The sequence below is a fragment of the Mesorhizobium sp. WSM4828 genome, assembly GCF_055811175.1.
Window position 1 is genome coordinate 50168 of sequence record NZ_JBVVQK010000025.1, and the last position, 19282, is coordinate 69449.

At 62.0% G+C, this 19282-nt stretch carries 22 protein-coding genes and 4 tRNA genes; 19 read left to right on the plus strand and 7 right to left on the minus strand.

Going from position 1 to position 19282, the window contains the following annotated elements; genetic code table 11:
• Window positions 1-583: 583 nt before the first annotated feature.
• A tRNA-Thr gene (locus tag AC0L2X_RS24450) sits at window positions 584-659 on the minus strand.
• Between the two features lie 158 nt (window positions 660-817).
• Between AC0L2X_RS24450 and AC0L2X_RS24455 the strand changes: the two genes are divergently transcribed.
• From AC0L2X_RS24455 to AC0L2X_RS24465, 3 genes are all read left to right on the plus strand, one after another.
• The gene (locus AC0L2X_RS24455; RefSeq protein ID WP_352492505.1) at window positions 818-985 is read left to right on the plus strand and encodes a hypothetical protein; all 168 of its coding nucleotides are present in this window, start codon (window positions 818-820) and stop codon (window positions 983-985) included.
• Window positions 986-1174: 189 nt separating this feature from the next.
• Window positions 1175-1474, plus strand: coding sequence for a BA14K family protein (locus AC0L2X_RS24460; protein WP_473561163.1), 300 nt, complete (start codon window positions 1175-1177; stop codon window positions 1472-1474).
• A gap of 425 nt (window positions 1475-1899) precedes the next feature.
• Window positions 1900-2256, plus strand: coding sequence for a hypothetical protein (locus tag AC0L2X_RS24465; RefSeq protein ID WP_473561161.1), 357 nt, complete (start codon window positions 1900-1902; stop codon window positions 2254-2256).
• A 40-nt stretch (window positions 2257-2296) separates the two neighbouring features.
• Here AC0L2X_RS24465 and bhcR read toward each other — a convergent pair whose 3' ends face one another.
• The gene (gene bhcR, locus AC0L2X_RS24470; protein ID WP_473561159.1) at window positions 2297-3154 is read right to left on the minus strand and encodes an HTH-type transcriptional regulator BhcR; all 858 of its coding nucleotides are present in this window, start codon (window positions 3152-3154) and stop codon (window positions 2297-2299) included.
• Window positions 3155-3357: 203 nt separating this feature from the next.
• Here bhcR and gcl point away from each other — a divergent pair, with 203 nt between their 5' ends.
• From gcl to AC0L2X_RS24485, 3 genes are all read left to right on the plus strand, one after another.
• On the plus strand, window positions 3358-5139 hold the full coding sequence (gcl, locus tag AC0L2X_RS24475; RefSeq protein ID WP_473561158.1) for a glyoxylate carboligase: 1782 nt from the start codon (window positions 3358-3360) through the stop codon (window positions 5137-5139).
• A gap of 23 nt (window positions 5140-5162) precedes the next feature.
• Complete coding sequence (gene hyi / locus AC0L2X_RS24480) at window positions 5163-5960, plus strand: hydroxypyruvate isomerase (protein ID WP_473561156.1); 798 nt, start codon at window positions 5163-5165, stop codon at window positions 5958-5960.
• A 233-nt stretch (window positions 5961-6193) separates the two neighbouring features.
• On the plus strand, window positions 6194-7078 hold the full coding sequence (locus AC0L2X_RS24485; RefSeq protein WP_473561154.1) for a 2-hydroxy-3-oxopropionate reductase: 885 nt from the start codon (window positions 6194-6196) through the stop codon (window positions 7076-7078).
• Here AC0L2X_RS24485 and AC0L2X_RS24490 read toward each other — a convergent pair.
• Together AC0L2X_RS24490 and AC0L2X_RS24495 are read right to left on the minus strand one after the other, a co-directional pair.
• Window positions 7075-7488, minus strand: coding sequence for a hypothetical protein (locus AC0L2X_RS24490; protein ID WP_473561153.1), 414 nt, complete (start codon window positions 7486-7488; stop codon window positions 7075-7077). The genes AC0L2X_RS24485 and AC0L2X_RS24490 overlap by 4 nt on opposite strands.
• Window positions 7489-7501: 13 nt before the next feature.
• Entirely contained in the window at window positions 7502-8356 is an 855-nt protein-coding gene (locus tag AC0L2X_RS24495) for a TrmH family RNA methyltransferase (RefSeq protein WP_473561151.1), read from the minus strand.
• Between the two features lie 202 nt (window positions 8357-8558).
• Here AC0L2X_RS24495 and AC0L2X_RS24500 point away from each other — a divergent pair.
• Window positions 8559-8643, plus strand: a tRNA-Tyr gene (locus AC0L2X_RS24500).
• 67 nt (window positions 8644-8710) lie between these two features.
• Window positions 8711-8784: transfer RNA gene (locus AC0L2X_RS24505), tRNA-Gly, on the plus strand.
• Window positions 8785-8943: 159 nt separating this feature from the next.
• On the opposite strand, the gene AC0L2X_RS24510 is transcribed toward AC0L2X_RS24505, so the two are convergent.
• On the minus strand, window positions 8944-9411 hold the full coding sequence (locus AC0L2X_RS24510; RefSeq protein ID WP_473561149.1) for a YidB family protein: 468 nt from the start codon (window positions 9409-9411) through the stop codon (window positions 8944-8946).
• Between the two features lie 159 nt (window positions 9412-9570).
• Between AC0L2X_RS24510 and AC0L2X_RS24515 the strand changes: the two genes are divergently transcribed.
• A complete protein-coding gene (locus tag AC0L2X_RS24515; protein WP_023717513.1) occupies window positions 9571-9828 on the plus strand; it encodes a GlsB/YeaQ/YmgE family stress response membrane protein in 258 nt (85 codons plus the stop codon).
• Between the two features lie 44 nt (window positions 9829-9872).
• Here the strand turns inward: AC0L2X_RS24515 and AC0L2X_RS24520 are convergent, their stop codons facing one another.
• Window positions 9873-10322, minus strand: a complete 450-nt coding sequence (locus AC0L2X_RS24520) for a GFA family protein (RefSeq protein ID WP_473561148.1) — start codon at window positions 10320-10322, stop codon at window positions 9873-9875.
• A gap of 33 nt (window positions 10323-10355) precedes the next feature.
• On the minus strand, window positions 10356-11243 hold the full coding sequence (locus AC0L2X_RS24525) for a DMT family transporter (RefSeq protein WP_473561147.1): 888 nt from the start codon (window positions 11241-11243) through the stop codon (window positions 10356-10358).
• Window positions 11244-11514: 271 nt separating this feature from the next.
• On the opposite strand from AC0L2X_RS24525, the gene tuf reads away from it, so the two are divergent.
• The 10 genes from tuf to rplJ all read left to right on the plus strand — a co-directional run bounded on the left by tuf (window position 11515) and on the right by rplJ (window position 19265).
• Entirely contained in the window at window positions 11515-12690 is a 1176-nt protein-coding gene (gene tuf / locus AC0L2X_RS24530) for an elongation factor Tu (RefSeq protein ID WP_254817137.1), read from the plus strand.
• A 159-nt stretch (window positions 12691-12849) separates the two neighbouring features.
• Window positions 12850-14541 (plus strand): COG3904 family protein, encoded by a 1692-nt coding sequence (locus AC0L2X_RS24535; protein ID WP_473600419.1) that lies wholly within the window; start codon window positions 12850-12852, stop codon window positions 14539-14541.
• 117 nt (window positions 14542-14658) lie between these two features.
• Window positions 14659-15141 (plus strand): group II truncated hemoglobin, encoded by a 483-nt coding sequence (locus tag AC0L2X_RS24540; protein WP_473562177.1) that lies wholly within the window; start codon window positions 14659-14661, stop codon window positions 15139-15141.
• Between the two features lie 142 nt (window positions 15142-15283).
• On the plus strand, window positions 15284-15787 hold the full coding sequence (locus AC0L2X_RS24545; RefSeq protein WP_473562176.1) for a hypothetical protein: 504 nt from the start codon (window positions 15284-15286) through the stop codon (window positions 15785-15787).
• A gap of 77 nt (window positions 15788-15864) precedes the next feature.
• A tRNA-Trp gene (locus tag AC0L2X_RS24550) sits at window positions 15865-15940 on the plus strand.
• Window positions 15941-16303: 363 nt separating this feature from the next.
• The gene (gene secE / locus AC0L2X_RS24555) at window positions 16304-16507 is read left to right on the plus strand and encodes a preprotein translocase subunit SecE (protein WP_023680439.1); all 204 of its coding nucleotides are present in this window, start codon (window positions 16304-16306) and stop codon (window positions 16505-16507) included.
• 27 nt (window positions 16508-16534) lie between these two features.
• The gene (nusG, locus tag AC0L2X_RS24560; protein WP_006333333.1) at window positions 16535-17062 is read left to right on the plus strand and encodes a transcription termination/antitermination protein NusG; all 528 of its coding nucleotides are present in this window, start codon (window positions 16535-16537) and stop codon (window positions 17060-17062) included.
• A 160-nt stretch (window positions 17063-17222) separates the two neighbouring features.
• On the plus strand, window positions 17223-17651 hold the full coding sequence (gene rplK / locus AC0L2X_RS24565) for a 50S ribosomal protein L11 (protein WP_023680440.1): 429 nt from the start codon (window positions 17223-17225) through the stop codon (window positions 17649-17651).
• 4 nt (window positions 17652-17655) lie between these two features.
• Window positions 17656-18354: a 50S ribosomal protein L1 gene (gene rplA / locus AC0L2X_RS24570; protein WP_023680441.1), complete on the plus strand. Its 699-nt coding sequence runs from the start codon at window positions 17656-17658 to the stop codon at window positions 18352-18354.
• Between the two features lie 392 nt (window positions 18355-18746).
• Window positions 18747-19265 carry a 50S ribosomal protein L10 gene (gene rplJ, locus AC0L2X_RS24575; protein WP_008875657.1) on the plus strand — a complete coding sequence of 173 codons (519 nt, stop codon included), beginning with the start codon at window positions 18747-18749 and terminating at the stop codon, window positions 19263-19265.
• Window positions 19266-19282 lie beyond the last annotated feature (17 nt).

Sequence of the window (19282 nt, forward strand, 5' to 3'; positions counted from 1 at the left end):
GCTGTTAAAATGGCCCGGAACCCGGAGAGAGGCCGAAATGACGGCCCTATAAGGGCGAGACACGAATAGGTTTGGCGTCTCCTAGTATGGGACGCCAAAACGCAATCTGGCGTCAGATTAAGCCGGCAATCTCAGGCAAAGTTTGTGGCTCCCCGACGGGGACGGAACGCGCGGGCCTAGTAGGTTCTTGGGCGGCTTAGAAATTCTCGGGCGGCGGCAATCTGGCGTCGATGCTCGCGAAGGAATGCCGCGCCGAAACAAATGGCGAATGCCAGTACCGAAAGGCTTGTCGTTGCTCTTGATGCAGGATCGGGATCGGGACTTATCAGGAAACGGAAGCCGAACGCGAAGGCGAAGACGACAACGCCACCAAACATGCCGCTGACGAAGGGGGCGGTCGTGCGTCTCTGCTCCAACGAAGACTCCTATGGTTTCCCCTGGGGTTTTTCCGCTAGGGAACTATGGTTTCCGCTAGGGAATATATGCGTTGAAGCTGATGTGCCACCGATCCTGACGGCCCCGGCCTGTGGATATCGGGGATGAGCAGATATCAGGCGCCCCGGAGGTCTCAAGCAGCCCGTACTGGTGCCCCCGGACGGGATCGAACCGCCGACCTTCGGTTTACAAAACCGCTGCTCTACCAGCTGAGCTACAAGGGCACGGCGCTCCGGTTAGCATATTTGCTGCGCCAGTAAAGACAAAACTCCGTTTTTCGGTTCCCGGCGAACGCGCCGGTTCTGCCGCCGGGGCGTCCTGAAAACGGCCAATTCGCTTCCTATATTGATCGAAGGTGCAATCGCATCAGCGAGGCAGTCGCATGATCAGGTTTGTCATCATTCTCCCGCTCGTCGTCGTGGCCTGGGTTCTCCTGGTGAAACTCATCAAGGACCTGAAGCGCGCCAATATCGACTGGACCGGCGTCACCACCATCATCGGCTTTATCGCGCTCGCCTTCTGGCTTCGCCATATCACCGGCATGGGCTGAGGCCTGCCGGTTGTTCCGGTGAACTGTCGAACAGCGCGACCGTTCGTGGTCGCGTGGCTGACAGCATCGGACCGGGCGATTTCCCTTTTTCTAGAAAAAATCCAAAAAAGATCTTCGAACCTTTTTCCTTGTCGGGACGACTGATGGTCAAGAGGCGGTTGGATCGCCTCCCGCAACAAGGAGATCGTCATGTTCAAGCGCACCATCGTTTCCGGCCTCGTCGCCACCACTGTCGCCGCCGCCATGCTGGTCGGCACGGTTCAGCCTTCGGCCGCCCATCACAAGCACAAGCACCTCGGCATCGGTATTGCCGCAGGCGTCGGCGGCTTCCTGCTCGGCAGCGCGCTGGCCCAGCCGCGCACCGTCTATATCGAGGACGACGGCGGCTCCTGGCACGTCCGGCGCTGCCTCGACCGCTACCAGAGCTACGACCCGTACTCGGACACCTATGTCGGCTACGACGGCTATCGCCATCGCTGCCGGCTTTGAGAGCCCAGCTTGAGAGGAGGTGACCGTTTCAGGCAACAGGAAGAAGGGGCACCCCACTGCCCCTTTTTCTGTGTGTCTGAGTGGCAAGGCTGAGGGATTGTTCCTCCGACTTCTTAGGACCTGGGTTCCTCGCCCGCCGCGAAGCGGGGGAGAGGTGGCCGCGAAGCGGCCGGAGAGGGGGCTTCGTAGGGCGCACCCCTCTCCGTCTCGGCTTCGCCGAGCCACCTCTCCCCACTTCGTGGGGCGAGGAACCCAAGCTGGAATGAGCGGCGCTCAGCCACCCTCTGTCCTGCCGGGCATCGCCCACCTACGGAAGGTCGGATGCCATTCGCCAACACTCTTGCCGGATGTACAGGGGTTTCCCAGCAGCCTAATCTACAGGCCGAACGGCAATCTACAGCCGAGCCGAAACAGGGAGAGGGCGCTTGGGCGAGCACGATCCGAACGAAGAGCCGATCGAGACGGATTTCCGCAACGGCACAATCACCACCGTCGGCATCCTGCTGGCGTTCTCGCTGGGCTTCATCACGCATTGGGCCGCCAACCCGATACCATGGGAAATCTATCACCTGGCCGCCGTCGTGCCGACTTTGATCGGCATTGCCCTGCAGATACGAGCGCTGCGGTTGCTGCTCGACACAACGTCTCTACAACGGCGCGTTTATGAACGCGCCAATCGTATCTTCATTGCCGGCCTCATCGTCACCGCCTGCGGAGTTGGGCTGGCGATGCTGCTCGATTTCTACGACCTATCGACCAAGAGCGCGGTGCCCGGGGGCTAGCTCGGGCCATCCTGGCAGATGTCGCGCCATTCGGCGCTGGTCAGCGCCGCAATGCGTTCGGTTCGCTGCCACGGCCAGGAGGGGTCGGCAGCCCGCCGATCATCCTCGTCACCTCCGCTGCTGCATCGCGCACCAGCGGGCCGATCTCGGCCAGCCGTTCCGGCGTGACCCGCACCGTCGGCCCGGAGACCGAAACCCCGCCGATCGGCTCGCCGAATTCATTGAAGATGGCGGCGGCGACGCAGCGCATGCCCGGATGCCGCTCCTCGTCGTCGACCGACCAGCCGCGCAATTTGATCGTCACCAGGTCGCGGGCGAGAGCCGAGATATCGGACAGCGTATTTTCGGTGAAGCGCTCCAGCCCGGCCCGGCGCAGTATGGTGGCGACGCGTTCCGGCTCGAGATGCGCCAGCACCGCCTTGCCGATACCCGAGGCATGGAAGGAGCTGCGTGTGCCCGGCCGGAAGAAGGCGCGGATCGCCTGGTGCGTCTCGACCTGGCTGACGAAGACGACGCAATCGTCCTCGGCGACGCCGAGATTGGCAGTCTCGCCGGTCTTCTCCATCAATTCCTGCATGACGATACGGGCGCGGTCGACCAGCTTGCGGCGGCGCAGGAACGCCGCGCCCATGCGATAGGTCTCGACGCCGATCGACCACAGCTGGTCGGTGCCGTCGAACTCGACCATGCCATGGTTCTCCAGCGTCGTCAGCATGCGGTAGGCGGTGGATGCCGGCAGACCGGACCTGGCGGCGATCTCGCTCAGCGACAGGCCGCTGCCATCGGCGACGATTGCCAGGATGCGCAGCGCCCGGTCCAGCGACTGCACCGAAGCGGCCTCGGCCGGGCCGTTGAAAGAGCGCGGCCGGCCGCGCTGGCGTTTTTCGGTGGTTTCCATCGGGCCATTCTTCGCTCTGTTCGCCCAAACGAGCAATGAAAAAGTTTTTCATCGATTTGCGAAGCGAATTCGTGGAAAACAAAAGGGCCAATCAATTCAATTCATAAGAGCTTTTTTCTCGTAATGAAAAAATATTCTGAAAAAATCGAAAAATCGCCGTTGCGCTGGCATCATCGGCTATCAACAATTCCGTGGAGGCTGACATGGCCAGGATGCGCGCAGTCGACGCAGCGGTTCTCGTTCTTGAAAAGGAAGGCATCTCCTGTGCCTTCGGCGTGCCGGGTGCTGCGATCAACCCGCTCTATTCGGCGCTGAAGGCGAGGGGCAGTATCCGCCACATCCTTGCACGTCATGTCGAGGCGGCCTCGCATATGGCCGAAGGGTTTACGCGCGCCAGATCGGGCAATATCGGTCTGTGCATCGGCACCTCGGGTCCCGCCGGCACCGACATGATCACCGGCCTCTATTCGGCCGCTGCCGATTCTATTCCCATCCTCTGTATCACCGGGCAGGCGCCGCGCGCGCGTCTCAACAAGGAGGATTTTCAGGCCGTCGACATCGCCGCCATCGCCGCACCCGTCGCAAAATGGGCGGTCACCGTCATGGAACCCTATCTGGTGCCGATGGCGCTGCAGAAGGCGTTTCACCTGATGCGCTCGTCGCGGCCGGGGCCGGTGCTGGTCGATCTGCCGGTCGACGTGCAACTGGCCGAGATCGAGTTCGACATCGATGCCTACGAGCCGCTGGTGCCGTTCAAGCCGGCAATGTCGCGCGCCCAGGCGGAGAAGGCGCTGAAAATGCTCAATGCAGCCGACAAGCCTGTCATCGTCGCCGGCGGCGGCATCATCAATGCCGACGCGTCCGATCTGCTGATCGAGTTCGCCGAGGTCACCGGCGTGCCTGTCATTCCGACGCTGATGGGCTGGGGCGCGATCCCCGACGACCACCGCCTGATGGCCGGCATGTGCGGGCTGCAGACCTCGCATCGCTACGGCAATGCGACGATGCTTGAAGCCGATTTCGTTTTCGGCATCGGCAACCGCTGGGCCAACCGCCACACCGGTTCGGTCGACGTCTACACCAAGGGCAAGAAATTCATCCACGTCGATATCGAGCCGACGCAGATCGGCCGGATCTTCGCGCCGGACCTTGGCGTCGTCTCGGATGCCGGTGCAGCGCTTAAGATGCTGCTCGACGTCGCCACCGAGTGGAGGACGGCCGGAAAATTGCGCGACTGGTCGGGCTGGGCCGGCCAATGCCGGCAGCGCAAGAAGACGATGAAGCGCAAGACCCATTTCGACCAGGTGCCGCTGAAGCCGCAGCGCGTCTATGAGGAGATGAACAAGGCGTTCGGCCGCGACACCACCTATGTCACCACGATCGGCCTGTCGCAGATCGCCGGGGCGCAGTTCCTGCATGTCTACAAGCCGCGCAACTGGATCAACTGCGGCCAGGCCGGCCCGCTCGGCTGGACATTGCCGGCGGCCCTCGGCGTTCGCGCCGCCGATCCGGACCGTACAATTGTGGCATTGTCCGGCGACTATGATTTCCAGTTCATGATCGAGGAACTGGCGGCCGGCGCACAGCACAAATTGCCCTACATCCATGTCGTCGTGAACAACGCCTATCTCGGGCTGATCCGCCAGGCGCAGCGCGGCTTTTCGATGGATTTCGAAGTCAGCCTGGCCTTCGAGAACGTCAACCGGAAAGACGAGCCTGAGGCGGGCTACGGTGTCGACCACGTCGCCGTTGCCGAGGCGATGGGCTGCAAGGCGGTCCGGGTGCGCCGGCCGGAGGAATTCGCCGGTGCCTTCGAAGAGGCGCAGCGGCTGATGAACGAGCACCAGGTTCCGGTGGTGCTCGAATTCATCCTCGAGCGCGTCACCAATGTTTCGATGGGTACCGAAATCGACAAGATCACCGAATTCGAGGAGCTTGCCGAACATCACGAAGATGCCCCCACAGCGATCGTCATGCTCGATTAAGCCGCTTATGAGGAATTACCGCCATGCCACGGTTTTCAGCCAATCTTTCGATGCTCTTTGGCGAGCACGACTTCCTCGACCGCTTCGATGCCGCCGCCCACGCGGGCTTCAAGGGCGTCGAGTATATCGGCCCCTATGACCATGCGCCGGATGTCGTCGCGGCCAGGCTGAAGAAGAACGGGTTGACTCAGGTCCTGTTCAACCTGCCTGCCGGTGACTGGGCCAAGGGCGAGCGCGGCATCGCGATCCTGCCCGACCGCATCCCGGAGTTCCGGCAAGGCATTGCCAAGGTCGTCACCTATGCGCACGCGCTGGGCTGCGGGCAGGTCAATTGCCTCGCCGGCATCGCGCCGCAGGGCGTTGATCGCTCCGTGCTGGAAGACGTCTTCGCCGAAAATCTGGCTTTCGCGGCCGAAAAGCTGGAGCAGGCCGGCATCCGGCTGCTGATCGAGCCGATCAACACCCGCGACATTCCGGGCTTCTTCCTGAATTACTCGGATCAGGCCCTGGCGCTGATCGACCGCGTCGGCTCGAAGAACCTGTTCCTGCAATACGACATCTATCACATGCAGATCATGGAGGGGGATCTCGCCCGTACCATTGAGGCAAACCTCAACCGTATCGCGCATATCCAGCTTGCGGACAATCCCGGCCGTCATGAGCCGGGGACGGGCGAGATCAATTTTCCCTTCCTGTATAACCACATCGACCGCATCGGCTATTCCGGTTGGGTTGGGGCGGAATACAAGCCGAAGGGCGGAACGGAAGCGGGGCTCGGGTGGTTTCAGGACGCGGCCGGGCAGGGGAGTGTGGCGGCGTAGTGGCCGGGATGTAGCAACTGAGATCGCATTCCTTCGCGCCCCCCTTTGGCCTGCCGGCCATCTCCCCCACAGGTGGGGAGATCGGCAGTTCCGGCGCCGGCTTTTAACTTTCCCAGCCTCGAAAATTGGCGAAAGCGGCGGTGACATCCAATCTCCCTCCTTGTGGGGGAGATGGCCGGCAGGCCAGAGGGGGCGCGCAGGAACGCCGCCTTGACAAGAAATGGAGAACAACCATGGAAACCATCGGCTTCATCGGGCTCGGCATCATGGGCGCGCCGATGGCGGGGCATCTGCTTGATGCCGGCTATCAAGTCTTCGCCAGCGACCACCGCTCGAAACCGCCGGCCGATCTCATAGACAAGGGTCTGAAGATCGTCTCTGGCCACAGCGCCGTCGCGAAAACGGCCGACATCGTCATCACCATGGTTCCGGATACGCCGCAGGTGGCCGATGTGCTGTTCGGCGAAAATGGCGTCGCGTCCGGGCTGACAAGAGGCAAGCTGGTCATCGACATGAGCTCGATCTCGCCGATCGAGACCAAGGCCTTTGCAAAAAAGATCAACGACCTCGGCTGCGACTACCTCGACGCGCCGGTGTCGGGCGGCGAGGTCGGCGCCAAGGCGGCATCGCTGACCATCATGGTCGGCGGCGAGGAAAAAGCCTTCGAACGCGCCAGGCCTATCTTCGAGAAGTTGGGCAAGAACATCACCTTGGTCGGACCGAACGGCGTCGGCCAGACGACCAAGGTCGCCAATCAGATCGTCGTCGCGCTGACCATCGAGGCCGTCGCCGAAGCGCTTGTCTTTGCTTCAAAAGCCGGCGCCGACCCGGCCAAGGTCAGGCAGGCGCTGATGGGCGGGCTGGCCGCCTCGCGCATCCTGGAAGTGCATGGCGAGCGCATGATCAAGCGCAGCTTCGCGCCCGGCTTCCGCATCGAACTGCACCAGAAGGATCTCAATCTCGCGCTGGAAGGAGCAAAAGCGCTCGGCGTAGCACTACCCAACACCTCGACCACGCAGCAGCTATTCAACTCCTGTGCCGCCAATGGCGGCGCCAAGGAGGATCACTCGGCACTGGTGAGAGCGTTGGAGCGGATGGCGAATTTCGAAATTGGTTAGGGAACTTGCTGACCACTGGTCAATTTGAACTTGTCGATATCGGCAGCGATCCGCTTGAGGGCTAGAACAAGCATGCCGTTCTCGAAGGGTTCGTTAAGAGCTCCGTGAACCCACCGTTCACCGGCCAAGTTGCTGACGACCCGATAGTGAATTTCAGTAACATCCATGGCAGTCAAGGCTTCGGAATTGTCCGGCAGCCAAGTCTTCCGACCGGCGTTGACGTCGAGGAATTCTCGAAAGTCGGCTGGATTCTCAAGGTTGTAGACTAGCCGCATTACGCTATCTCTCGCCGCGTGGTAGCGGCCATTCGCCTCGTCGTAGAACTCCAATGGAGTGAGTGTTCTCAATGTGCCGATTGTACTCGCAAGAAGCGCGAGCCATTCACCCTCGTTTGAGAACGTTTCGAACATACCGGTCGCTCGTTCAATCCGCCGCTAGAAACTTCCGCGCCGCATAAAGGCTCACCGCCGCGGCATTCGACACGTTGAGGGAGTGGATGGCGCCGGGCATGTCGAGCCGGGCGAGCGTCGTCACCGTCTCGCGCGTTTTCTGGCGCAGGCCCTTGCCTTCGGCGCCCAGCACCAATGCGATCTTCTCTCCCGAAAAACTCGTTTCGAGTTCTGCCGGACCGTCCGAATCCAGCCCGATGGTCTGGAAGCCGGCCTCGTGCAGCTGCCCCAGCGCATCGGCGAGGTTCTTCACCTCGATCTGATCGATGTGTTCGAGCGCGCCGGAGGCCGACTTCGCCAGTACGCCGGATTCCTGCGGGCTGTGGCGCGCCGTGGTGATCAGTGCGCCGGCGCCGAAGGCCACTGCCGAGCGCAGGATCGCGCCGACATTGTGCGGATCGGTGATCTGGTCGAGCACCAGTACCAGCTTGGCGTCGCCAAGCGCATCGAGCCGCTTCGGTTTCAGCGGCTCGGCCTCGATCAGCACGCCCTGGTGCACGGCATCGGAGCCGGTGACCTTGTCGATGTCCCTGGGTTCGACCAGTTCCGCCTTGAAGGGCAAAGCGCCGAGATCGGCGATTGCCAGTCGCTCGGCAGCGTTGCGCGTCACCAGCATCTTCTTGATTTTGCGGCGCGGATTGTCGAGTGCTGCCCGCACCGTGTGCAGCCCGTAGAGCCGCACCAGGCCATCCGCCGGGTTCTCGCCGGGCGGCACCGGCTGGCGCGGCCTGAACGCCGGCGCGCCGCCGCTCTTCTCGTCGCGATGCGCCCGGCGCAGCTTGGCGTAGTGGGTATCTTTCGGGGTCTTGGATTTGTTATCGTTGCTCATGGCCGGCTTCTATAGCTGTGTCGTCCCGCCATGGATACAGCCGCATAAGCTGCTTGTCGGGCGAGGTGCGAAATTCAGCGCTTTTTGCCGGGCTGTTGCGGTTGACAGTTTTGGGCGCTGCCGCCATAAGGCGCTTCGCGGAAGGGCTGCTTTGGCAGCCGCAACGCGTCGATGCCTCGTTGCATGGCTCCGGCGGCAGACTGGAGAGGTGCCCGAGTGGTTAAAGGGGACGGACTGTAAATCCGTTGGCTATGCCTACGTTGGTTCAAATCCAACCCTCTCCACCACTGCCGGCCCGGAAGCCCTGAAACGCAGAGCGAGCGTCGGAGCGGATCCGATGCTTGACTAAAAGGCGCGGGTATAGCTCAGTGGTAGAGCAGCAGCCTTCCAAGCTGAATATGCGGGTTCGATTCCCGCTACCCGCTCCAGATTTCCCCCAGCCGCGGCGCACCTCCCGCACGATCCCGAAGCAGGCAGCGCCAAGAGAAGCGCTTTGCCGATAATTCAAGGTTGCGCGTCCAAACGGGCGCGCATCTTAATCTGTATTATCGATGTCCCGAACCACAGGCGGCGCTGGGCGACAGGCGTCAGCTCGCGAATTTGCTGAATATGGACGCGAGCTGGTTCTGCTGCGGCACTTGCCCGTTCGGCGTCAGCTGGTCGACAAGCCCGGGCAAGGCCGCGGACAATTGCTGGAGCAATTCCTGCTGGTTCAGACCCGTCCTTTGCGCGATCTCCTGGATGATCTGCGGGCCGAGGGCACTGCCCAGATCGTTGGGGTTGATCGGCTGGTTCTGACCGGTGTCGACCCACGAATTGGCGACGTTGCCGTGGCCGGCGTCCTTCAGTTTGTCGAGCAGGCCGCCCAGACCGCCGAGCAGTCCGCCGTCGGTGGATGCGGTTGTATCAGGCGGGACGGGGGCAGGGCTCTGCACCGCCTCCGGCTGGGCGGAACTTCCACCGCTCAGCATTTTTCCCACCAAAAGTGCGCCGAGCGCGATCATCAGCGGTTTGGCGACGTTGCCGCCGGGAACGGCATTGTCAAACAGTCCCATTGTGGATCTCCATGTCAAATTGCCCGTCCGTCTTCGACAATGACGCATTCATCGCGAATTTCAAGCCGGTTTGAGCTTTCCGTAATCATGATTTTCAAGTTGGCTTGAGCTTTGCTTAATAATGTGGAAGTAATCGGGTGCGGGGAACGGAGAGGAAAAATGTCAATATTAAGCTGGATTATTCTCGGCGTCATCGCCGGCTTCATTGGCAGCAAGATCGTCAATAAAAGCGGGCAAGGCCTTGTGCTCGACATCGTGCTCGGGATTGTCGGGGCTATCGTCGGCGGGCTCATCTTCAGCGCGTTTGGCGCGTCGGGCGTTACCGGGCTCAACATCTATAGCCTGATCGTAGCCGTGGTCGGTGCCGTGGTTGTCCTGTGGGCTTATCACCAGTTCAGCGGCAAGAGGGCACTCTAGAAGCCGTTCGGCAGTTGCGTCGGCATTCACCCGAATGCCGACCGCTACTCGCCGGCATCTCCGGTGACCGCGTGTTCTTCATATTGCGGCAGATCGTCGGTGATGGTGAACCACTTCGCCTTGGAGCCGACGAAGATGTGCTGTGTCGGGCGGATGGTCGGCTCGTCGATGAGGGTTCCCATGGCGACATGCACGAAGGCACCGTCGCGGACCACCGAATAAAGCAACGAGCCGCAGGTCTTGCAGTGCGCGTTATGGCCGGTTTCGTCGCCGAAGATCATGAGATTGTCCTCGCCGCTCGCCAGGCTCAAACTGTCGCGCTCGATGCCGGCGAATGGCTTGAAGGCCGAGCCGGTGGTGCGCCGGCAGTTCGAGCAGTGGCAGTTCGCGGCATAGACGAACGCGTCCGCCACCGCGTACTGAACGGCGCCGCACAGGCACTTTCCGGCGAGCGTGCGATTGCGTGAATTCTGGTTGTCATCCGGGCTTGCCACGCGCTCCTCCCATTATGCAGGCCGATTTCAGTTTCAAGCGACGACCGTCAACCGGCGCTTGCGCTCGTCGAGCGAGACGATGGTCAACCCGCTGGCCACCACCAGCAGGATGCCGCAGATGGCCAGCGCATTCGGGAGCTGCCGGAATACCACCAGGCCTGAAATCACCGCCCAGACGGTAAAGCAATAGTAGAACGGCGCCACCACGCTGGTCGGCCCGACGCGATAGGCCATGAAGATGAAGAAGTGGCCGAAGATCAGGAACAGTCCGGCGCCGCCCATCAGCAGCAGGTGACGGGTCCCAGGCACCACCCACTGCTCGGAAACCAGATGCGCAACGCCGGCGCCCGCGAGCACCACAATCACCGCGGAAATAGCCACGACCATTCCCGGCACGTCGGCGGCGACCTTGCGTCCGGCCAGATCGCGCGCCGCGGACAGAGCCGCATTGCCTAGCGCCAGCAGGGCATAGACCGAAATCCCTTGCATCGTCGGTTGTGCCACCATCACCGCGCCGACAAAGCCGAGCCCGATCAGCGCCAGGCGCACCCCGCCGATCCGTTCGCCGAACAACATCGAGGAGCCGACCAGCATCAGCAAGGGCGTGATCTGCCCGAGCGCGGTCGAATCGGCGATCTGCATGTTGGCGAGCGCCACGACGTAGCAAAGGATAGCACCCAGTTCGAGCAGGTTCCTGCGCAAAACCTTCGCGTCCAGGATCAGCGGGATCTGCTTGCCATAGCCAAGCATGAACAGCAGCGGAATGCCCCACAATGTTGCCGCAGCGCCGCGCAGGAACAGCACCTCGTAGGGCGGCAGTCCCGCGGTTGCGAGCTTCATCATCGTGTCGTTGACGATGTAGGACCCGGTCGAAACGACCATGAACAGCGGGCCTCGTATGGCAGTCGGGATGAAATGCATCGGCCCACGAAATCAGACCGGCGCCAGGGCGGCAATGGGCCAGATCCGGCCGTAAATCCGTCAAAGCCGTCAGCCGCCGCCGTAACCATTCCATTTGCCCTTGTTCGTTCCTATATCCGCGCCACATTCTCCGAAACCGGATCACGCGTTCGGGCGGGCGAGCGCGCTCGGCGACAAGGCACTTGTGTTTTTCGGCCTTAGTCGCTAATCGCCCCGCATTCGACTGAACTGAAGGTCCAGGCCGTCCCCAGGCCGTCCAAGGAAAGAGACTATGGCAAAAGGTAAATTCGAGCGCACTAAGCCTCATGTGAACATTGGCACGATTGGTCACGTCGACCATGGCAAGACGTCGCTGACGGCGGCGATCACCAAGTATTTTGGCGAATACAAGCGCTACGACCAGATCGATGCGGCGCCCGAAGAGAAGGCGCGCGGCATCACCATTTCGACGGCGCATGTCGAATACGAGACCGCCAACCGCCACTATGCCCATGTCGACTGCCCCGGCCACGCCGACTATGTGAAGAACATGATCACCGGTGCTGCGCAGATGGACGGCGCGATCCTGGTGGTGTCGGCCGCCGACGGCCCGATGCCGCAGACCCGCGAGCACATCCTGCTCGCCCGCCAGGTCGGCGTGCCCTCGATCGTGGTGTTCTTGAACAAGGTCGACCAGGTCGACGACGCCGAGCTGCTCGAGCTGGTCGAGCTCGAGGTGCGTGAGCTTTTGACCAAGAACGAGTTCCCCGGCGACGACATTCCGATCGTCAAGGGTTCGGCGCTTGCCGCGCTTGAAGATAGCGACAAGAAGATCGGCGAGGACGCCATCCGCGAACTGATGGCTGCGGTCGATGCCTACATCCCGACACCGGTTCGTCCGCTCGACAAGCCGTTCCTGATGCCGATCGAGGACGTGTTCTCGATCTCGGGCCGCGGCACGGTGGTGACCGGCCGCGTCGAGCGCGGCGTCGTCAAGGTCGGCGAGGAGCTGGAGATCGTCGGCATCCGTCCGACCACCAAGACGACCTGCACGGGCGTCGAGATGTTCCGCAAGCTGCTCGACCAGGGCCAGGCCGGCGACAACATCGGCGCGCTGCTGCGCGGTGTCGACCGTGAAGGCGTCGAGCGCGGCCAGGTCCTGGCCAAGCCCGGCACCGTCAAGCCGCACAAGAAGTTCGTTGCCGAAGCCTACATCCTGACCAAGGACGAGGGCGGCCGCCACACGCCGTTCTTCACCAACTACCGCCCGCAGTTCTATTTCCGCACGACGGACGTGACCGGCATCGTGTCGCTGCCGGAAGGCACCGAGATGGTGATGCCGGGCGACAACATCACCGTCGATGTCGAGCTGATCGTGCCGATCGCCATGGAAGAGAAGCTGCGCTTCGCCATCCGTGAAGGCGGCCGCACCGTCGGTGCCGGCATCGTCGTCACCATCAAAGAGTAATCGCCGGCGCTGCCGGTTGAGATCGGATGCAAAAGGGCGGTCTTCGGGCCGCCCTTTTGATTCTGATATTCTGGCAATGGATTAACCGCATTGCTTCAAATCCTGTTGCAAGCGCCTCTGCCATAACTAGTATAGGTTGCATCGAGGGGGCTTGCCCGAATGGTTCCATGGCGCCGTTTGCATAGTCAGGCATGGTGGTCACTAGGGCTGATCTGCCTGGTGTCATTGCTCGTCATGGGCCACGCTGCCTTCGCAGCGGATGCAAAGAAATCCACGCCGGAAAAATCCTCGCCGGATCTCGGCCCGACAATGCGGTTCGTCGTCGTCCGCAGCAGCGCGCCGGGGTGCGAGCCGACCTGTCCGGAATGGATATCGGCGGAAGGCTCGATAGAAGCCGGCACGCCGGCCCTTTTCAAACGCACGCTGAAGCAGCTTGGCGGCCGAAAGCTGCCGATCGTCGTCGATTCCCCTGGCGGCAATGTCGAAGCGGCGCTGACACTTGGCCGCCTGATCCGCAAGAACAAGCTCGATATCGCCGTCGGCAAAAGCCGCTTCGTCGGCTGTCTGCCGGATATGAAGAATTGCAAGGAAAACGACGGCAAGGGCGCCCGTTATTTCGGCGATGCGTATGCCGACGGCGCCATCTGTAATTCCGCCTGTCCGTTGATGTTTTCCGGTGGCATCCGGCGCGTGGTCGGGGAATGGGCCTTTCTCGGCGTCCATCAGATCACCACGACCTATATCCGGACTAGATTGCTGTACCGCACCACCTACCGGATGGTGAAAGGCAAGAAGAAAATACTCAGCACCAGGGTCGTCAGCCGGAAGAACGCGGGCAGCTACAAGACCTACGAAATGAACAAGCCGCTGGAGCGGAAGCTGGCGGCCTATCTGAAGGAGATGGGCGTCGGCCTGGGCGTGCTCGAGACCATGAAAAGCACGCCGGCCAGCAGCATCCAGCAACTGGCTCCCTACGACATGCTGCAAATGAATCTCGTCACCAGCCTGGATGCCGTCGACCTGCTGACCGCGCCAACCCTATGCAACTCCGATCCGTTACCGGCGAGTTGCAGGGAAGTGCCGGCGCCGGCGAATATCGCGAAGCCGGCCGGCGAAGTGGTAGCGAACGCCGAGCCTGCACCTTCAGGGCTCGAAACCCCGCCGGCGAAGGAGGTCGCTGACATGCGTTTCGTCCTGGTCCGCGGCAGCAATCCGCTATGCAATCCCAATTGCCCGGAATGGATCTCGGCGGAAGGCACGATTACCGCTGACACGGCCGAAAAACTGCGCCAACTGCTTGACAGCGTCGGCGCCCGGCGCCTGCCCATCGTAGTCAGTTCGCCGGGTGGCGACGTGCTCGGTGCTTTGGCGGCCGGAAGGCTGATCCGCGAACGTAAACTCGACGTCGCCGTGGCGCGGACCGATTTCATTGGCTGCGAGCCGCGGCAGGCCGACTGCACGGCCGAAGACGGCGTCTACAACGGACTAACGGTCGATGCCGGCGGCGAGTGCGGCTCGGCCTGCCCGATCATGCTCGCCGGCGGTGTCAAACGCCTGGTCGGCCCGCGTGCACAGTTGAGCGTGCATTCGATGGGCTTCGAGCAGCGGGTCAAGGCCTATCTCGAGGACATGACTGTTGGACCCGGCATGTTTTCGGCGATGCAATCGGCGCAATACTCGCGCTACCGGCACCTTGAACCAGAGATGATGCTGAAAGTCGGGCTGACGACCGGGCCTGGGTCCGCGGACGAATTGACCGGGCCTGGCATCTGCAGATCGGAGCCAACGCCGGAGAACTGCCGCGAGATCTCGGGCGCCAAGGCTCAGGCCACCACGCCCGTGAAATCATAGGCCGGTCAAATCGTAAGACAGGCATGATAGCCGGGCCAACTGGCCATCGAGGCAGGTTGAGTGGCGCTCGATATTTCCGCTATCGTCCAGCGAAGACCAGCATGGGAGGGATCGCGAATGAGCCAGGATGTCCCGACGTTGTTCGAATGGGCCGGCGGGTCCGAAGCGCTGAACCGTCTGACCCAGACCTTCTACGACAGCGTCTCCCGGGACCCCATCGTCGGGCCAGTGTTCAAGCATATGTCGCCGGACCATCCCGCTCACGTCGCAGCCTTCATCGGCGAAGTCTTTGGCGGACCGAAAACCTACAGCGAGAAGCATGGCGGCCATCGCGAGATGGTGATGCATCATCTCGGCAAGCATCTGACCGAGGAGCAGCGCCGGCGCTGGATCAATCTTCTCGCCGACGCCGCCGACGAGATCGGGTTGCCTGACGATCCCGAGTTCCGCTCTGCCTTCATGGCCTATGTCGAATGGGGATCGCGGCTGGCCAAGATGAACTCCAACCTTGGCGAGACCTGCGATCCCGAGACGGAACCGATGCCGGCCTGGGGCTGGGGCGTGCCGGGCGGCCCCTACAAGCCGCCTTCGGGAAACTGACCGGGCGCGAATCGGTCGAATGCCCGGCCGCTAGGACCTCATTGGCGGGAAGCGGGTGGCGGTGAATGGTTCGGTCCGCCAGGTTGGAACGGTTTGAGGCCGCCGTCGCTGGCGGGGCCGCGCTGAAAAACCGGAGGCCGCGATGGGATCGGACAGCAAAGCAAATTCTGACAGCAACCGCGGATCCCGAAATCCGTTTGGCGTCATGGACGTCCCCACTCCCGACGACGAGGAGGTGTCGGCGTTCGCCGCCGGCGTGAAACTGGAGGGCGCTGCAAGCGATGAAAACGCCGAGGCCTGGGGCACCGAAAGCGGCCGCGACCGCAATGACACCATCGAAGGCAGCTGGTCCGGCCGATGGAACGGCGGTGGCGATCCCACAATTCCGGGTGATAGCAAGGATAAATGGAAGTCTGGCCGGGGCGAGGTGAAGACAGCGGGAGAGAGAGTTTACCTGCTGTTCGATTGGCATGATGGCGTGCGCAAGGGGCTCATCGATGCGCGGCGCGAGGGTGCTAAAGGGCTGGTGGGAAAATATATCAATCTGACCGACCCAGAAATCCTGCGTCCCTGGGTCGGCTTGATCGTCAGCAATCGACGGGTCGACGGGAAATGGCCGGGAGGACGCCTGGACTTTCGAAGATGAAGGCCGGGCAGCGCACGTCGCTCTTTACAGAGCGCGCGGAAGCTTTTAGGAAGCGCCTGCTGCGCCGACATGCGCATACGGGCATAGCTCAGTTGGTAGAGCGGCGGTCTCCAAAACCGCAGGTCGTAGGTTCGAGCCCTGCTGCCCGTGCCATTCTTTGAATGGATGCCTAAAACGATTCTTTTGCAGTGCGGCCTTTGAAAATCGGCTTGTGACTTGCCATATAGCATAAGTTGCGGCATAAGGGCCGCATAGCCGGGACGGGACGACTGGATGGTTCCGAGGCGGCGTTTGGCCATAAAGCGGACACTTGCCACTTGCGTGGATCAAGAATCGGTTTTATGTAGACGAGACAGACACGCGACGCGTGGAGCTGGGAAGCCGGCTTTACGCGTCTGATTTGCATGGGCGAAATGATTGCGCTGATTCGGCGCGAACGCACGCTCAAGCGGCACGTCCCGGCCAGCGGGATCATCCAGGAGACCCGGCCAACGGGTCTTGCAGACAGAGCGGCATATGGCTTCGAAAACCACAAATCCCTTCACCTTTCTCCAGCAGGTTCGCGCGGAGACCGCCAAGGTCACTTGGCCGTCGCGGCGCGAAACGATGATCTCGACGGTGATGGTCCTTGTGTTCGCGGTCATCGCGATGATCTTTTTCTTTACCGCAGACGTGGCCATGGGCTTTGCGGTCGAAAAAATCCTCGGCCTCGGACAGTAAGTCCGGCGATTACGGAGAAGTCTTGAAATGACCGCGCGGTGGTACATCGTCCACGCCTACTCGAACTTTGAAAAGAAGGTCGCCGAGGACATCGAGAACAAGGCCAAGCAGAAGGGCCTGTCCGCCGACATCGAGCAGATCGTGGTGCCGACCGAAAAGGTCGTCGAGATCCGCCGCGGCCGCAAGGTCGATGCCGAGCGCAAGTTCTTTCCGGGCTATGTGCTGCTGAAGGCCAATCTGACCGACGCCGTGTTCTCGCTCGTCAAGAACACGCCGAAGGTCACCGGTTTCCTGGGCGACTCCAAGCCGGTGCCGATCACCGAAGCCGAGGCCCAGCGTATCCTGAACCAGGTTCAGGAGGGCGTCGAGCGGCCGAAGCCGTCGGTGACGTTCGAGATCGGCGAAGCGATCCGCGTTTCGGATGGACCATTCGCGTCCTTCAACGGTTTCGTCCAGGAAGTGGACGAGGAGCGGGCGCGGCTCAAGGTGGAAGTTTCGATCTTCGGGCGCGCTGTGCCGGTCGATCTGGAATTCGGACAGGTCGAGAAGGGCTGATCCGAAGTCCCTGCAGCGGTTTCGGCGGCAGGGAAGGCGGCGCGGAGATCGCGCGGCCAAAAACGGGTGGGAGGCGAATGCGGCTTTAGCCGGCCGCGCGGACCGCACCACCAGACTGCAACCGCCGGCAAGACCGGCATGAGAAAAGGCAGGAAGAGAGATGGCTAAGAAAATTGCAGGCCAGCTCAAGCTCCAGGTTTCCGCGGGATCGGCCACGCCGTCGCCCCCGATCGGCCCGGCGCTTGGTCAGCGTGGCATCAACATCATGGAGTTCTGCAAGGCGTTCAACGCGCAGACCCAGGAAATGGAAAAAGGCTCGCCGGTTCCGGTCGTCATCACCTACTACCAGGACAAGTCGTTCACCTTCGTCATGAAGACGCCGCCGGTGAGCTACTTCCTGAAGAAGGCCGCGAACCTGAAGTCGGGCTCGAAGGAGCCGGGCAAGGTCAAGGCCGGCACGATCGGCCGTGACAAGGTGCGCGCCATCGCCGAGCAGAAGATGAAGGATCTGAACGCAAACGACGTCGAGGCGGCCATGCGCATGGTCGAGGGCTCCGCCCGCTCGATGGGTCTGGAAGTGGTGGGCTGAGATCATGGCAAAGATTGCAAAGCGTGTATCGAAGACCCGCGAAGGCATCGATCCCAACAAGGCTTACGCTTTGGGTGAGGCGCTGAAGCTGCTCAAGGATCGCTCCTCGGTGAAATTCGACGAGACGATCGAAGTCGCGATGAACCTCGGCGTCGACCCGCGCCATGCCGACCAGATGGTCCGCGGCGTGGTCAACCTGCCGAACGGCACCGGCCGCAGCGTTCGCGTCGCCGTCTTCGCGCGTGGCGACAAGGCCGAGGAAGCCAAGGCTGCCGGCGCCGACATCGTCGGAGCCGAAGATCTGGTCGACATCGTCCAGAAGGGCACGATCGACTTCGACCGCTGCATCGCCACGCCGGACATGATGCCGCTGGTCGGCCGTCTCGGCAAGGTGCTCGGTCCGCGCGGCATGATGCCGAACCCGAAGGTCGGCACCGTAACCACCGACGTTACCGCCGCCGTCAAGGCATCGAAGGGCGGCGCCGTCGAGTTCCGCGTCGAGAAGGCCGGCATCGTTCATGCCGGTGTCGGCAAGGTCTCGTTCGACGTCAAGGCGCTGGAAGAAAACGTCCGCGCCTTCGCTGATGCGGTGACCAGGGCAAAGCCGGCTGGTGCCAAGGGCAACTACGTCAAGAAGGTGTCGGTCACCTCGACGATGGGCCCGGGCCTCAAGCTCGACGTCTCGACGCTCGCTGCGTCCTGATACGAACAATTGGATCGGCCGCTAAAACGCTGATCCGTGAAAGAATTCCGGGCCTCCGACCTGTCGGCGGCCCGGTACCGGAAGTCGAAAGGCTTCCGGACATCCTGTCCGAGATTGCAGGCGGCCCCCAAGCCTTAGGTGATGTGGGCCTTAATTCATGTGGGCCTGCATGAGACGGGTGAAGACCGGACAAAGGAGCCACAAGCTCCAATGAAAGGTTCGAACCGTGTTTGCCTTTTGTCTGCGCACCGTCCGGCTTGCCGGCAGGTGTGGCGAAAGGGGGCAGGATCCTCGAGCGTCGTTCGGGAGATCCGTTACTGGATGGCCCGGCCGGCAAAAGGCAACCCGACGCCTGTCCTTCGTAGAGGGCAGGGGTCAACTGGAGATAGGCAGTGGACAGAGCGGAAAAACGCGAACTCGTCACGGGCCTGAATGATGCGTTTTCAAGCGCGGGTTCAGTCGTCGTGGCCCACTACGCCGGTATCACCGTCGCGCAAATGAACGACCTTCGGTCGAAAATGCGCGCCGCCGGTGGCACCGTCAAAGTCGCGAAGAACCGTCTCGCCAAAATCGCTCTTCAGGGCACGGACTCCGCATCGATCATCGAGCTGTTCAAGGGACAGACGCTGATCGCCTATTCGGAGGATCCGATTGCGGCGCCGAAGGTCGCGTCCGATTTCGCCAAGGGAAATGACAAGCTCGTCATTCTCGGCGGCGCAATGGGCACTACCTCGCTCAATGCCGACGGTGTGAAGGCACTCGCCACACTTCCGTCGCTCGATGAGCTGCGCGCCAGGCTGGTTGGCATGATCGCCACGCCGGCAACCCGGATCGCCCAGATCGTCAATGCGCCTGCGGCTTCGGTCGCGCGCGTCATCGGCGCTTACGCCCGGAAGGACGAGGCGGCATGAGGCCGTTCCTCGCTATC